The sequence below is a fragment of the Clostridium sp. Marseille-QA1073 genome (assembly GCF_054863625.1).
Genome location: NZ_JBSVQM010000018.1, coordinates 19,536 through 34,131, shown reverse-complemented (window position 1 = coordinate 34,131; position 14,596 = coordinate 19,536). Strand labels below are relative to the sequence as shown.

The window sequence follows — 14,596 nt, the reverse complement described above, 5'->3', positions numbered from 1 at the left end:
AAAGATATAGTTAATGAATTTATGTTATGGATAAAAGTAAGAAAGTCTTAGAAAATATTATTATTAATATGAATAATTGAGGTGAAGTATGAATAAAAATTTTTTAAAGAAATATTTAGAAACTCTTGGAGCATCTTTAGTTGGATTTGCAGATTTGAGAGATATTGATGTTGCAGCACGTAAGAGTATAGACTATGGCATATCCTTTGGAATTAAATTAAATACTAAAATTATAAGAGAAATTGAATATGGACCAACAAAAGAATATTGGGAGGAGTACAAGAGAATAAATAGTGCTTTAGATGAAATTGCTATAGCTTGTGTCAGCTATATAGAAAACTTGGGTTATGATGCAATAGGACAAACATCCACCTATGTCGCTAGTGATGATAATTTAGCCACATTATTACTACATAAAACTGTAGCTACAAGGGCAGGGTTAGGTTGGATAGGTAAAAATGCATTATTAATTACACCTGAATATGGATCAGCTATACGTATTTCTTCAGTTTTGACCAATATGTCACTTGAAACAAATAATCCAATTAATGAATCCAGATGTGGCGGCTGTGAGAAATGTAGATTATCATGTCCGGCGAAAACAATTAAGGGACAACTATGGAATATAAAATTAAAAAGAGAGGAATTAATAAATCCTTTTAAATGCAGACAAAAAGCTAGAGAATTATCAAAAGAACAAGTAGGATCTGAAATTTCATTATGTGGCAAATGTATAGAGATATGCCCATTTACACAAAGATATATAAATTGTAATTAATGAGAATATATTAAAGGAGATAAAAAGGTATATATTGAGAATTTAAGGAAGATAGTTGGATACAGACCACTAATTTTAGTTATTAAAATGAGCAGTTGTTTAAAAACAAAAAGGATATCCCAATATGAACATAATTTTCTGATAATAATAAATATTCATATAAATAAAATTATTTTATATGTAGTTAAAAAGATAAATGGAGGTGAATATCATTGGATTCTTAATAATTAATATAGATATTCCAATGAAAATAATATGCGTGTAGTAAGAAAATTAGAAGAATGTCATGCAGAAGGTTTTGTAGAAATAGTATCTAATGCATACCCTGCTAATGGAATATTTACAAAGGAAGATAAAGACAGGTTTAAAGATAATATTATCAAGATTCAAAATGAAAGACAAAACGTTAATTTCTATGGAGTATTTGAAGATTCAACACTTCTTGGAGGAATGAGATATCACGATTTCAATATGAATTTATTAAGCCAAAAAATTAAAGCTGGTGGAGTAGGGTGTATTGCTGTTGATTTAATTCATAAAAAAGAAAAGGTTGCAATAAATATTATTGAAGATTTTATCTATCATTACAAAAATCAAGGAATTTCCATGACATTATTATATCCTTTCAGACCAGATTTTTATAAAAAGATGGGTTTTGGATTTGGTACAAGCATTAATCAATTTAGGATAAAACCTTGCAATTTACCAAAGGGTACAAGTAAGACGCATATTCAATTTTTAAATATTGAGGATTTACATGAGCTTTGTAATTTTTATAATAAAATGGTAATGAAAACTAACGGACTAATTGAAAAGTATGATTATGAATTTAAAATTTTATTTGATAATGCTTCAAATAAAATTTTAGCATATAAAATTAAAGATGAAATAAAGGGGTATGTGGTTTTTGAATTTAAAAAAGGGGATACAGAGGCTTTTACAATTAATGATATAGTTATAAAAGAATTCCTTTATGAAGATCCAGAAGTATTCCTTGAATTTATGACCTTCTTTAATAGTCAAAATGACCAAATAAGATATATATTTTTTAATGCTCAAGATGAAAATTTTAGATTTGCTTTAGAAGATCCAAGAGATGGTACAGATATAATACTTACTGGTGTATATCATCAATGCAGTAAACAAGGCACGGGAATAATGTACAGAGTAATAGATGTATCTAAACTTTTCAAGGATTTAGAAAATCATAATTTTAAAAATCAAAATTGTAGACTTAAACTAACAATTACTGATACCCTTATAAAAGAAAATGATGGAAGTTATATAATTCATTTTAATGATGGAAAAGCCACTTTAAATAAAAATAAAGATTTTGATGTAGAACTTATGATGGATATTTCAGATTTTTCATCACTTATTATCTGTGCTGTAGATACTAATAGTCTTTATAGATGTGGAAAAGCTAAAATTTCAAATACAGAATATCTAAAAGTATTAAATGAAATATTTTCATCAGATGAAAAGCCAATTTGCATGACGCAGTTTTAAACTAAATTGTTTATAATATAAAATAAATAAAAATTTACTAGGTGATCTAAATATAAATTTTATAGCTCGTAATTGGCATTATATTAGTCTTACCTTAAATAATTTCTTTAAGAATTTTTAAGAAAAGTGGTTATGCACTTTTCTTTTCTTATTATAAGAATTTATAGATTGAACTTAAAAGAAATTATGATGAGATTATTGATGCTAGTGGAAAATAGATAATTCAAGGTGGTATCGGTGTTCACACCTATTTTAATTTAGATATAGGAATAGTAATAGCAAATAAGGATATCCTGTATTAACTATGGTAAGAGGAGAGATAATAGTAAAAGAGAATTAATTTATAGGTAAAAAGAGTTATGGAAAATTTATTAAAGGAAAATTACAGAATGTTAAAGAATTTTATTAAAGTTTTGTAAATATGTGTTAATATGAAATTATATTAAAATCTAAAATAATGACTATGTTTTAAAATACTGTTATTTTTTATAAGTATTATAACAATTGAATCATAATTAATAATAAAAATAAAAACATGGTCTAAATAATTAGGAGGGAACCATGAGCGAAGTAAAAAAGTTAAAAATTAGAGAAGAAGTTCCTGAAAAGTACACATGGAATGTTGAAAAAATGTATTTAAATGAGGAAGCTTGGGAATCAGACTTTATTAAAGCAAAAGAAATAGCACCTAAGTTAATGAACTATAAAGGAAAATTGAAGGATCCTAATATGCTTTTAGGATATTTAGAAAGTTACGTTAAGGTTTCAAACTTAGTAGAAGATTTATATGTATATGCTCATCTTAGAAGTGATGAAAATACAGCAAATACTAAGTATCAGGTTCTCTTAGATAGGATAAGAGCTTATCTTACAGAGGTAAATAGCATAACCTCTTTCTTTATACCAGAAATTCTAACTTTAAATGAAGAGGATATTAAAAGAGCTATAGATGAGTTAGAGCCACTAAAACTTTATGAAAAATATTTGAAGGATATATTAGAGCAAAAACCTCATATACTTAGTGAAGAAGGGGAAAAGTTATTAGCATCTGCAGAAAATTCACTATCAGCCCCAGGAAATATATTTAATATGCTAACCAATGCAGATATGACTTTCCCTGTAATACAAGATGAAAATAATTATTCAATTGAACTTACAGAAGGAAATTATTCTGTATTTATAAGATCAAAAAATAGAAGGGTTAGGCAAGAGGCTTTTAATGGTTTATTTGGCACATATAAAAAATATAAAAATACTTTAGCAACTACTTATACGTCTTCACATAAAAGTTTTATATTTAAGTCAAAAGCTAGAAAGTACAATTCTTCACTAGAAAGTTCATTGAAGCCAAATAAAATTCCTCTTCAGGTTTATCATAATGTAGTAGATACTATCAATAATAATTTAAAATCTCTTCATAGGTATGTGTCACTTAAAAAGAAATTATTAAAGTTGGATGAAATTCATATGTACGATTTATATGTACCTAATATAGAGACTCCTAAATTCGATATACCTTATGAAGAAGGAGTAAAAATTTGTATTGAAGCACTAAAACCAATGGGAGAGGAATATCTAAATATATTCAAAGAAGGCATAAAAGATAGATGGATTGACGTATATGAGAACAAAGGAAAAAGAGGTGGAGCTTATTCTAGTGGAAGTTATAATAGTATGCCATATGTACTTTTAAATTATAATAATCAAATAAATGATGTTTCAACGCTTGCTCATGAAATGGGTCATTCTATACACTCTTATTATTCAAAGAAAAATCAGCCATATATTTATGCAGACTATGTATTGTTTTGTGCTGAAGTTGCTTCTATAACTAATGAATGCATACTTATGGATTATTTAATAAAAAAAGAAGAAGATAAAATTAAAAAATTATATTTGATTAATGAACAACTGGAAAGCATAAGAACTACTGTTTTTAGACAAACAATGTTTGCTGAATTTGAACTTATTACTCATGAAAAAATGGAAGCAGGAGAAGCATTGTCTAGCGACGATTTGTGTAGTATATATCATGATTTAAATGTAAAATACTTTGGAAAAGATATGGTTGTAGATAGTGAAATTGATATGGAGTGGTCAAGAATTCCTCATTTCTATAGAGATTTCTATGTTTATCAATATGTAACAGGTTTTGCAGCAGCAAATTCATTTTCACAAATGATAATAAATGGAGGAGCCCAAGAGGTAGAAAAATTTAAGGGCTTTTTAAAAGCAGGAAGTAGTGATTATCCAATAAACATACTTAAAAATGCAGGAGTTGATATGACAACACCAAAACCACTAGAAGATACTATAAAAAGATTTGATATGTTATTAGATATGTTAGAAAAGGAAATATAGAATTATTTTAAAATCAAGGTTGCCAATATGAAGTTTATTGATAACCTTGATTTTTTAATAAGTAATATTAAGGAAATTTTTGTATAATAAAAATATAAAAATAAAATAGTATTATATTTTTTTGAGGAAATATTAGAAATAATAAATTTTATAGTAAAACTATAAGTTTTGTTAATGAATTTGTAAATAAAAATAGTATATAATTATTATAGAAATTTGAATATTTTCTTTAGGGGGATAAGGATGGATATTAATTGTGAAACCTGTTATTTGTACCAGATCGCAGACATTAATTTATCTAGCAGGACTTTAAAGGAAACTACAGAAATTAATAGTAGCTATAAGTTAATTGATGAAAGTTGTATTGATATTCTTAAACAAAGAATAATTAATACTAATCCTGTAGGAAATTTTAGCATGTTATATGAAAATGTTAGCATAGCTAGAAAAGGGGATATTATTTTTTCTTTAAAACAAAATTTTATTAAAGGAGAGCTGTGTGCTGCACTAATTGAAGAAGATAATATTTTGGTACCTAATAATTCCTTTGCACTTATTATACCAAAGGATAAGAATAAATCAGATGACTTGATGTTTTTACTTAAGGATGATTATGTTATATCTCAAATTAAACCATTAGACACAGGTAGCAATTATTTTAATATTACTGTAAAAGAATTAAACAACATATTAATGCCAACACAAACATAATTTATATATTTATGCTGATAGAATCTTCTATCAGCATTTATTTTGCAATAAATATAAAATTTAAAAAACGTATATAAACGATAATTTATCTAAAAAATTGTATATTTATATAATTTTTATAATATATAGTTTTAAATCAAGTTTTCAATGAGTATATTTTAGTATAAACATATTATATTTATTCAGCTGAGAATTGAAATAGACGATTGATAATTATGGTTGAAATTAGTTTTGGTCAAACTAATTTCTTTAATAGATTTCTTACTAGCAATATAATTGCTAGTTTCCATTCTGGGGAACAGTTTAATCAATTGAGAATTGTGAATGGAAGATTGGCAATTATAGTTGAAATTAATTTTTAAATTAATTTCTTCAAACAGGCTTTTTGATAAAAGTGACTGTATCACTTTAAAAAGAGATAAATTCAAACTTCTCTTATAAAAGAGAAGTATCGATAATTCTCCATTGTCAATAGTCAATTCTCAATTGTATAAGTACTAGGCAATGCAATGAAATTTTGGAGGATATTTATGAATTTACAGTTATATTTAGATAATTTAAGTGAAATATTTAGAAAGAACTTCGAACTTCACAAGGATGTAGTAATTTTTGATAAAAAGCTAAATTTATATGGAAAATATAAAGATATAGGCGGAAGAACCTTTCTGACTAAAAATGATGTTATAGATAAATTTGAGGTATATGAACATTGCTTAATACAGGTATATGATAATTTTAAATATGAAGATTTAGTAGAATTTTCACATTATCTAAAGGATATGACTGTAAAACTAGTAAATCCCAATGGAGAACATAAAAGTTCTATAATAACAGGAATTATAGTTAGTAAAACTAATACCTCTAAAGATATTTGGGATTATACAAAACAATTTAAATACAATAAGTATTATAAGTTTACACTTCACGGTTGGAGCACCGTAAAGCTTGTAGTTATAGATTTATCTAGTGGTAAGATTATAACTAACAAAGCTGCTAAAGAAGACTATAAGGTGTATTTACACACCTTAAGTAATAAATAAAGGAGGCTATAAATGAACGCACTGTTATTATTAGTTATTTCAATTATAGTATTTTTAATAGCTTATGTAACCTATGGTGCATGGTTAACTAAAAAATGGGGTATTGATGTTAATAGAAAAACACCAGCTCATACTAAGTTTGACAATATGGATTATGTGCCATCAAATTCTAAAGTGCTATTAGGACATCATTTTTCTTCAATTGCAGGTGCAGGACCTATAACTGGACCAATATTAGCAGCAGTTTTTGGATGGATTCCTGTATACTTATGGATATTAGTTGGAAGTATATTTGTAGGAGGTGTTCATGATTATAGTGCATTATTCGCATCTATAAGACATGATGGAAAAACTATAGGAGAAATAATTAAAACCAATTTAGGCAATAAAGGCAAAATACTGTACAATATTTTTGCATGGTCTACTATTGTATTGATAGTAGCTGCTTTCACTGATATTTGTGCTTCAACTTTTGCTTATGATCCTAATAATTTAATAGGAGCGCAAGCAGGAACAGCATCTATACTTTTTATATTTATATCAATGATTTTTGGATTTGCTGTTTATAGAAAAGGAGCCAAACTTGGAATTTCCACATTAATTGGAGTTATACTTTTATTTTTCTGTATATGGCTTGGATATATGTTTCCATTTATAAAATTAACAAAACTTCAATGGAATATAGTATTGATTATATATATAACCTTGGCATCTACTTTGCCAGTATGGATATTATTACAACCTAGAGATTATTTATGCTCATTTCTTTTATATGCAATGATTATAGGAGGGGTACTAGGAATATTCATTTATAGACCTTCAATGGCTATACCTGCTTTTAGTGGTTTTAAGATTAACAATCAGACACTATTTCCATTCTTATTTGTAACTGTTGCTTGTGGAGCAGTATCAGGATTTCATTCTCTTATAGGGTCAGGAACTTCATCAAAGCAAATTGATAAGGAATCTGATGCAAAATTAATAGGTTATGGTTCCATGCTCATTGAAGGTATTGTAGCAATTATAGCCTTAATAACTGTTGGATATTTAGCAAATTCCGAGGGAGCTCCTTCAGTAGTCTTTGCAAATGGACTATCTGTATTTATGAATAGTTTTGGATTACCACTTCAAATAGGTAAGGTATTTACTATGCTCACTTTTTCAGCTTTTGCATTAACTAGTCTTGATACAGCAACAAGGATTGGAAGGTATATATTCCAAGAATTTTTTGATAAAGAAAAAGAAAGTAAGAGTTTAGGTAGCAATAAATATTTTGCTACATTTGCCACTATAGGAGCATCAATTTTATTATTGGCTTATGGATACAGTAAAATTTGGCCTATATTCGGATCAGCAAATCAACTACTAGCGGCTCTTTCTTTATTAGCAGTTTCAGCTTGGCTATCTAGTATAGGAAAGAAATATACTATGGCTTTAATACCTATGATATTTATGTTTATAGTTACATTGACATCATTAACAATGTTAATACGTCAATATTTTACTGCAGCTACGTCAAATATAGTACTAGGAGTATTTGCTATAATATTACTAATTTTAGCACTAGTTTTATTAATAGAAACTTATAGAGTTATAATTAAAAAGAAAAAAGCATAGTTTTTTGGAGGCTGTCTCAAAAGGGACTGCCTCTTAATTTTTTAATTTACTGAAATAATATATTGTTTTAATACAATTTAATAGCTTAGGAAACATAAATTTCTAGTATTTTATAAATTCATTATATAGGAATTATTATATTTATTGTTTTTGTAATGAAATGTAAAAACATTGTTGGAAATTACAGAACTACATAGTAAGAATTTAATTTTATTTAAAGAAAAAGTATAATCATACGAAAAACAATATATGAGATAAAGGAGGACTTTAGATGAAGATTAAAACTAGAAAACAAAAAGAAAAGAAAAAATTGACTTTAGGATTAAATTTAAGTTTAAGAAATGAACTTTTAATTTTAATATTATTTATATCTTTAATTCCTATAATCATTTTAGGTGTAAGTACTACTAAGGCAGTTTATAATAGCGCAAATAATGAGTATATTCTAGCAACTGCTAATAAAATTGAGGATGTAGGAAAAGAAATAGAGAATATTATTAATTTTAATAGTAATCTAATAAATATTCTGTCAGAAGAAGAAAATATACAGAATGGATTTAAAGGTGAGAAAAATAAAAGTCTAGTTTTCAATACTTTTATGAATGTAAAAGCAAATAGTAATGATATATTATCCATATATTTTGCTAATGAAAAGAAGGAATTATATCTTTATCCTAAAGTGGAATTAGATTCGAATTATGATCCAAATTCTCGTGAATGGTATATTAATGCAAAGAGTGGAAAAAATTTAGTGATATCAAAACCATATATAGATGCTTTTACTGGCAAACAAGTCTTTACTATCTCAAAAAAAGTCGTAGATAAAAATGGAGATTTAATTGGTGTAATGGCAATGGATATCGATCTTACAAATTTATCAGAAAAGGTTACTTCTAGCTCAATTGGCAATGAAGGATTTATTTTAGTTACTTATAAAGATGAAAGTGTAGTTGCTAGTAGTAAAGAGGAACTTATAGGTAAAGAATTATCCAAGGAACAGTGGGCAAAAGATCTTATCACTTCTGAAAATTTAGATTTATTTAAATTTGAAAATAATAATTACTATATTCAAAAATATATAAATGGAGAATTAGGTTATACAACTTATGGATTTAGTTCTACTAATGAAATTAAAGGACAAATAAGTAAAGCTTTATGGATGTCTATAATATTAATAGTTTTTATACTTATATTTTCACTTACTATTGTCACTATTTTTTCTTCAAAATTTGTTAGAGTGATAAATAATTTAGTAAATACTTTAGCTCGTACTAGGAATGGAGACTTTACAGCTCGTATAACTACTAAAGGAATAGTGACCAAAGAGATTAAAGAAATTTCTAATGTGGTAAATAGTATGATGGATGATATGGTATCATTGCTTGAAAGCGTTAAGGATGCTTCCAAACATTTATCAGAAGCATCAAGTACATTAACAAATATAGTTGAAGATTCAAGAGTTGCTAATAGTGATATTTCAAGTGCTGTGTCACAAATGGCACAGGGGGCAAATGAACAATCAATAATGTTAGATGAAAATGTTTCTCTTACCATTAATTTAGGTGAAGATATCAGTAATATAGTATCATATTCAGAAGATGTAATGAATCAATGTGAAGAAGCAGAAAAACTCATTTTTAATGGAAAAGAAGTTATACAGGATTTTGATGAAATGTTTAAAGAAAATACTGAAGCAGTAATTGATACTGTAAATAAAGCAAAAACTTTACAGGAAAATTCTAAGAAGATTAATATTATTATAGATGCAATAAAGTCTATAACAAATAAAACTAATTTACTTGCACTAAATGCTAGTATAGAAGCTGCACGGGCAGGGGAGGCAGGACGTGGCTTTGCAGTAGTTGCTGACGAAGTAAGAAAATTAGCAGAACAATCTACAGTTTCTGCTGAAGAAATAGAAAAAGTAATAAAAGAAAATATTAATGATATAGATAAGGTTATTAAAGGAGTAACTATATCAAAAGAGATTACAGAGAAAACTTCAAGTAAAGTTGAAAATACTTTTAAAACCTTTGAAGAGATAAATTCTTCAATAAAGCTTCTTCAGAAAAATATAAATGGAGTTAATGAAACTTTAATAAATATAAATAGTACTAAAGATGGACTCATAGAAAGAATACAAAATATTTCAGCAGTAGCAGAAGAAGCAGCAGCATCTTCAGAAGAAGTAAGTGCGGCTAGCGAAGAACAAAAGAATAGATTTGGACAAGTAGTACTATCAGCAGAAAACTTAGAATTGTTATCAGAAAAACTTAAAGGGCTAATTAGTAAATTCAAAATAAGTTAAAAAAATAACTGCTGGTGATAATATCAGCAGTTATTTTCTATAAATCAACTCAATATAGCTTCAGAATTTAATGATTAAAATAGTATAATACCTTAATAATTTACAATATTCTCTAGAAAAAAATAGAAAAACAGTTTAAATGTAGAAAATAATTAATGTTATTAAAATTATGTATAAAAAACATATATTATGAAGTAAATATGTAATTATTTTTAATAAATTAAAGTTATAACATTTAGATATATGTAATTTGTTGAAAAATTATGTCAAATTAATTATACTTATTAAGTGATAGGCACATTAAACTAGGGGGAGAGAATTATGAAAAGGAAAAAAGCGAAGAAATTTAAATTAGTGAGTATTAAGAAGCAACTCTCACTGATGCTGGTAATTACATGTGTAATTCCTATTATTATTTTAGGAGTAGCTACAACAAAAACAATTTATGATAGTGTGATGAATGAATATATGATTGTTGCATCCGCTTCTGTGAGAGCAATAAATGACGAAATAGAGGAAATAATTGATTCTAATAGTAATTTTATTAAGTTATTATCAAGTGAACCTCATGTTAGGAATCTTTATACTAAACAAGGAAATGAGAGTAAGGCAGTTGAAACCTTCAAAAATATACAGGGAATTAAAGATAATATTTTTTCTGTTTATGCTTTTAATGAAAAGACAAAACTATATTGCTATCCACCAGATGAAGTAGATAGTAGTTTTAATTTAAATGAAAGACTATGGTATACAGAAGCTATGAAAGATGAGAATCTATTATACATAGATATCCCGTATAGGGATCACAGCTCTCGTCAAATGATAGTGACTTTGTCAAAGGCTTTAAAAGATGACAATAATAAATTAGCTGGGGTTGTGGCAATAGATATGGATTTAACTAAAGTTTCCGAAAAAGTTTCCAAAATGAAAATAGGAAAAGAAGGATTTAATATAGTTGCTTATAAAGATGGAAGTATAATTGCCAGTGATAATGAAGAATTGATAGGAAAAAATTTAAATGATGAAGAATGGAGCAAAGGAATACTTGATAACGATATCATAGATGTAACTTTTGATAATGCAAATTATCATGCGGTTAAGGTGGAAAATAAGGAGCTAGGATATACTTCTTTTGGATTCATAAGAAATTCGGAAATAAATAGTAAAATATTTAATAAATTAGCCATTCCTATACTGGCAGTAATAATAATTATAATTTTTTCATCAGGAGCACCTATGGTATATTCTACCAATTTATCTAAAAGTATGAAGCATTTAGTCAGTATTCTTAAATCTGCAAAGGATGGAGATTTTACTAAGAGAATTAGTTTAAATAAAGTTAAGACTATGGAAATTGTAGAAATAGGAAATGCCAGTAACGAACTTATGAATGATATGGAAAAGATAATAAATAACATTGTTAACACTTCAGGGCATTTATCTAAAGCATCAGTGGACTTAACCAATACTGTAGAATTTTCAGAAACAGTAGCTAGTGATATATCTAATGCAGTAGAACAGGTAGCGCAGGGAGCTAATGAACAATCTATAATGCTTGAAGAAAGTGTAGCTTTATCTATGGATTTAGGAAACAACATAAGTGAAATATTAAATTATTCTAATGATGTATTAGAAGAAAGCGAAGAAGTCGAAAGTTTTGTTAGTAGTGGTAAAGAAATGGTTGAAGGACTTACTTATTCCTTCAGTGAAAATAATAGAGCTATAATTAATGTAGCAGCTAAAGCTGAAGCACTAGGAGAGAATTCTAATAGAATTAGAGCAATAATTGATGCCATAAAAGAAATTACTAGTAAAACTAATTTATTAGCATTAAATGCAAGTATTGAAGCAGCTAGAGCAGGTGAAGCTGGACGTGGTTTTGCAGTAGTTGCAGAAGAAGTAAGAAAGTTAGCAGAGCAATCTTCAAGTTCTGCAGAAGAAGTTGAAAAAGTTATAAATACTAATTTAGAAGATATTAAGATGGTTATTAAAGAAATTACACTATCTAAAGATTTAAGTGAAAAGACATTAGAAAAAGTTGAAAATACTAATAGTACTTTTGATGAAATAAACAATGCAATTAAAGGCCTTCAAAATAATATAAATAGTGTAAATGATACTCTAACTAAAGTTAATGAAGCTAAAGATGGCTTTATTGATAAGATACAAGGAATATCAGCAGTTTCAGAAGAAGCAGCAGCTTCAACGGAAGAAGTAAGTGCATCTAGTGAAGAACAAAGAATTAAATTTAGAGAAGTAGTTACTGCTGCTGAAAATTTAGAAAAATTATCCTTAGATCTTAGAGAAACGATAAATAAATTTAATATTAATAAAGAAAATGGAAATAATTAATAAAGAGTAAAGCTAAGTTTAAACTTAGCTTTACTTTTTATTTAAATAAAAGTCATTGTAATAAAATTTTGGAAAAGTATAATTAAAGTGATACCATGTTAAAAATTGTGCTATGAAAATTAAAATAATGTACAAGATAAATGTTTACTAAGGAATTGTAGTAATAAAAAGGTAAGTTTTGTAGTGGTTTATTTGACAAAGTATTACAATAAATTTATTATATAGTATATATGAATACATATTCATATATACTATATAATTAAAATGCATATATAGGAGGAACAGTATGGATAATAATTTAGAATTCTGTAACTGTACAGAAGTTCATAAGGATATAGTTGATAGCGTAAAAAGTAATATACCTTCAGAAGAGGTTTTAGGTGATTTATCAGAGCTTTTTAAAGCTTTTGGAGATATAACTAGGATAAGAATACTATATGTTTTATTTCAAAAGGAAATGTGTGTTTGTGACATAGCAGAAACCTTAGGAATGAGCCAATCTGCAATATCACATCAATTAAGAGTATTAAAAAGTACAAGATTAGTAAAGTTTAGGAAAGAAGGTAAGGTAGTTTATTACTCTTTAGATGATGATCATGTTAAGTATATTTTTGATCAGGCTTTATTACACGTAAAAGAGTAAGGTTTAGTTCTGTATAAATTTACAATTTAAAAGATTCTAATTAAAAATATAAAGCAATTAACTGTTAAAGAGTTAATTGCTTTATATAAGTGGATATACATATAAATTTTTAATGTTCTATTTTAATTATTTAATTCAAAAATTTACATACTTTTATTGAAAATTTACTAGAATATTTATTATCAATTTCATGGCTGTTAATTAAAATGATCTGAATATAGATTTTAACAATGAACTTAAAATTTTATATTATTTATCAAATAAGTAACTTTTAATAACTGCAGGAACTTCTCTAACAAAGAAGTTTATTGCAAGAAATTTATGAGTTTTACCAGGATAGCCATAAGTTTTAAAGCCTAATTGTTCTGAAAGTGCTTTTGCTCTAAACATATGAAAATTATTAGTAATCACTGTTACTGATAGCATCTCTCTATTATCTAAACTATGTAGCTTATCTTTGGTATAGAGAAAGTTCTCATAGGTAGTTGTGGACTTATCTTCCATTATTATATTATCTTCTTTAACTCCTTTTTCTATAAGAAAGTTTTTCATTGCTGAGGCTTCACTAATTAATTCATCTGGACCTTGTCCACCGCTTACTACGATTTTTACATCAGGATAGAGGTTATGAAATTCAACTGCTGCCATAAGTCTATAATAAAGGGAAGCTGAAATTTTATCACCTATAAGTCCTGCACCTAATACAATTGCATAATCAGGCTTTGTAGTATCTTTGTAAAATCCATTAAATATTATTAATGATTGAAGTAAAATATAAATAATCGTTAATAAAACTAGTAGTATAAGAATTATATGTCTTATTAATTTTGGTAAGGAAGAAAAAAAATCAAGTATTTTATTTATGTTTAATCCTATCAAAATTAATATAGCTCCAATAATAGCCCAAAAGGTTGAAAAACTTGTATTATAAAATATAGCCTTAATACCAATAAAGTATAATAAGCAAAGGAACCTAATAGTAATAGAAATTTTGAAATATTGCTATGATTTAATTTAATCATAATTAACCTCCTTAATTTTAAAAATATGTGGTATTATCTAAATAATGTTGATTTTAATATCTAAAGGTATGTTTTATACTCTTATAAAAATTGATTAAATAATTCACAATATATATTTCTGTGCAGCTCTCTAATTACCCTTTTATTATAAAAAATAAAGCTGAGCACTTATATGGATATACTAGTTCTAAGATTAATATAGGTGAAAATAATTGTTGCTTTTAAAACTATTGAATTCACAATTTGCAATGCAAA

General features: G+C 26.6%; 11 protein-coding genes. 10 read left to right on the top strand and 1 reads right to left on the bottom strand.

Annotated elements, in window-relative coordinates; all coding sequences use genetic code 11:
* Positions 1 to 88 precede the first annotated feature (88 nt).
* The 10 genes from ACY1IQ_RS15085 (at position 89) to ACY1IQ_RS15040 (ending at position 13,319) form a co-directional block, all read left to right on the top strand.
* Positions 89 to 778: a 4Fe-4S double cluster binding domain-containing protein gene (locus ACY1IQ_RS15085; RefSeq protein WP_461614734.1), complete on the top strand. Its 690-nt coding sequence runs from the start codon at positions 89 to 91 to the stop codon at positions 776 to 778.
* Positions 779 to 1,033: 255 nt separating this feature from the next.
* Positions 1,034 to 2,287 (top strand): GNAT family N-acetyltransferase, encoded by a 1,254-nt coding sequence (locus ACY1IQ_RS15080; RefSeq protein WP_461614733.1) that lies wholly within the window; start codon positions 1,034 to 1,036, stop codon positions 2,285 to 2,287.
* 561 nt (positions 2,288 to 2,848) lie between these two features.
* Complete coding sequence (gene pepF / locus ACY1IQ_RS15075; protein WP_461614732.1) at positions 2,849 to 4,648, top strand: oligoendopeptidase F; 1,800 nt, start codon at positions 2,849 to 2,851, stop codon at positions 4,646 to 4,648.
* A gap of 243 nt (positions 4,649 to 4,891) precedes the next feature.
* Positions 4,892 to 5,359, top strand: coding sequence for a restriction endonuclease subunit S domain-containing protein (locus ACY1IQ_RS15070; RefSeq protein WP_461614731.1), 468 nt, complete (start codon positions 4,892 to 4,894; stop codon positions 5,357 to 5,359).
* 215 nt (positions 5,360 to 5,574) lie between these two features.
* Positions 5,575 to 5,721 carry a hypothetical protein gene (locus tag ACY1IQ_RS15065; protein WP_461614730.1) on the top strand — a complete coding sequence of 49 codons (147 nt, stop codon included), beginning with the start codon at positions 5,575 to 5,577 and terminating at the stop codon, positions 5,719 to 5,721.
* 168 nt (positions 5,722 to 5,889) lie between these two features.
* On the top strand, positions 5,890 to 6,399 hold the full coding sequence (locus tag ACY1IQ_RS15060) for a hypothetical protein (protein ID WP_461614729.1): 510 nt from the start codon (positions 5,890 to 5,892) through the stop codon (positions 6,397 to 6,399).
* Between the two features lie 12 nt (positions 6,400 to 6,411).
* Positions 6,412 to 8,016 (top strand): carbon starvation CstA family protein, encoded by a 1,605-nt coding sequence (locus tag ACY1IQ_RS15055; RefSeq protein ID WP_461614728.1) that lies wholly within the window; start codon positions 6,412 to 6,414, stop codon positions 8,014 to 8,016.
* A gap of 271 nt (positions 8,017 to 8,287) precedes the next feature.
* Entirely contained in the window at positions 8,288 to 10,324 is a 2,037-nt protein-coding gene (locus tag ACY1IQ_RS15050) for a methyl-accepting chemotaxis protein (RefSeq protein ID WP_461614727.1), read from the top strand.
* A gap of 321 nt (positions 10,325 to 10,645) precedes the next feature.
* Positions 10,646 to 12,676 (top strand): methyl-accepting chemotaxis protein, encoded by a 2,031-nt coding sequence (locus ACY1IQ_RS15045; RefSeq protein ID WP_461614726.1) that lies wholly within the window; start codon positions 10,646 to 10,648, stop codon positions 12,674 to 12,676.
* A 286-nt stretch (positions 12,677 to 12,962) separates the two neighbouring features.
* Positions 12,963 to 13,319, top strand: coding sequence for an ArsR/SmtB family transcription factor (locus ACY1IQ_RS15040; protein ID WP_291581652.1), 357 nt, complete (start codon positions 12,963 to 12,965; stop codon positions 13,317 to 13,319).
* Between the two features lie 249 nt (positions 13,320 to 13,568).
* Here the strand turns inward: ACY1IQ_RS15040 and ACY1IQ_RS15035 are convergent, their stop codons facing one another.
* Complete coding sequence (locus ACY1IQ_RS15035; RefSeq protein WP_461614725.1) at positions 13,569 to 14,198, bottom strand: YdcF family protein; 630 nt, start codon at positions 14,196 to 14,198, stop codon at positions 13,569 to 13,571.
* Between the last annotated feature and the right edge of the window lie 398 nt (positions 14,199 to 14,596).

Coding starts and splice junctions, on each gene's coding strand:
- ACY1IQ_RS15045 (WP_461614726.1), top strand. CDS start 10,646: ATGAAAAGGAAAAAAGCGAAGAAATTTAAATTAGTGAGTATTAAGAAG.
- ACY1IQ_RS15065 (WP_461614730.1), top strand. CDS start 5,575: ATGGTTGAAATTAGTTTTGGTCAAACTAATTTCTTTAATAGATTTCTT.
- ACY1IQ_RS15040 (WP_291581652.1), top strand. CDS start 12,963: ATGGATAATAATTTAGAATTCTGTAACTGTACAGAAGTTCATAAGGAT.
- ACY1IQ_RS15060 (WP_461614729.1), top strand. CDS start 5,890: ATGAATTTACAGTTATATTTAGATAATTTAAGTGAAATATTTAGAAAG.
- ACY1IQ_RS15080 (WP_461614733.1), top strand. CDS start 1,034: ATGCGTGTAGTAAGAAAATTAGAAGAATGTCATGCAGAAGGTTTTGTA.
- ACY1IQ_RS15070 (WP_461614731.1), top strand. CDS start 4,892: ATGGATATTAATTGTGAAACCTGTTATTTGTACCAGATCGCAGACATT.
- ACY1IQ_RS15085 (WP_461614734.1), top strand. CDS start 89: ATGAATAAAAATTTTTTAAAGAAATATTTAGAAACTCTTGGAGCATCT.
- ACY1IQ_RS15055 (WP_461614728.1), top strand. CDS start 6,412: ATGAACGCACTGTTATTATTAGTTATTTCAATTATAGTATTTTTAATA.
- ACY1IQ_RS15050 (WP_461614727.1), top strand. CDS start 8,288: ATGAAGATTAAAACTAGAAAACAAAAAGAAAAGAAAAAATTGACTTTA.
- pepF (WP_461614732.1), top strand. CDS start 2,849: ATGAGCGAAGTAAAAAAGTTAAAAATTAGAGAAGAAGTTCCTGAAAAG.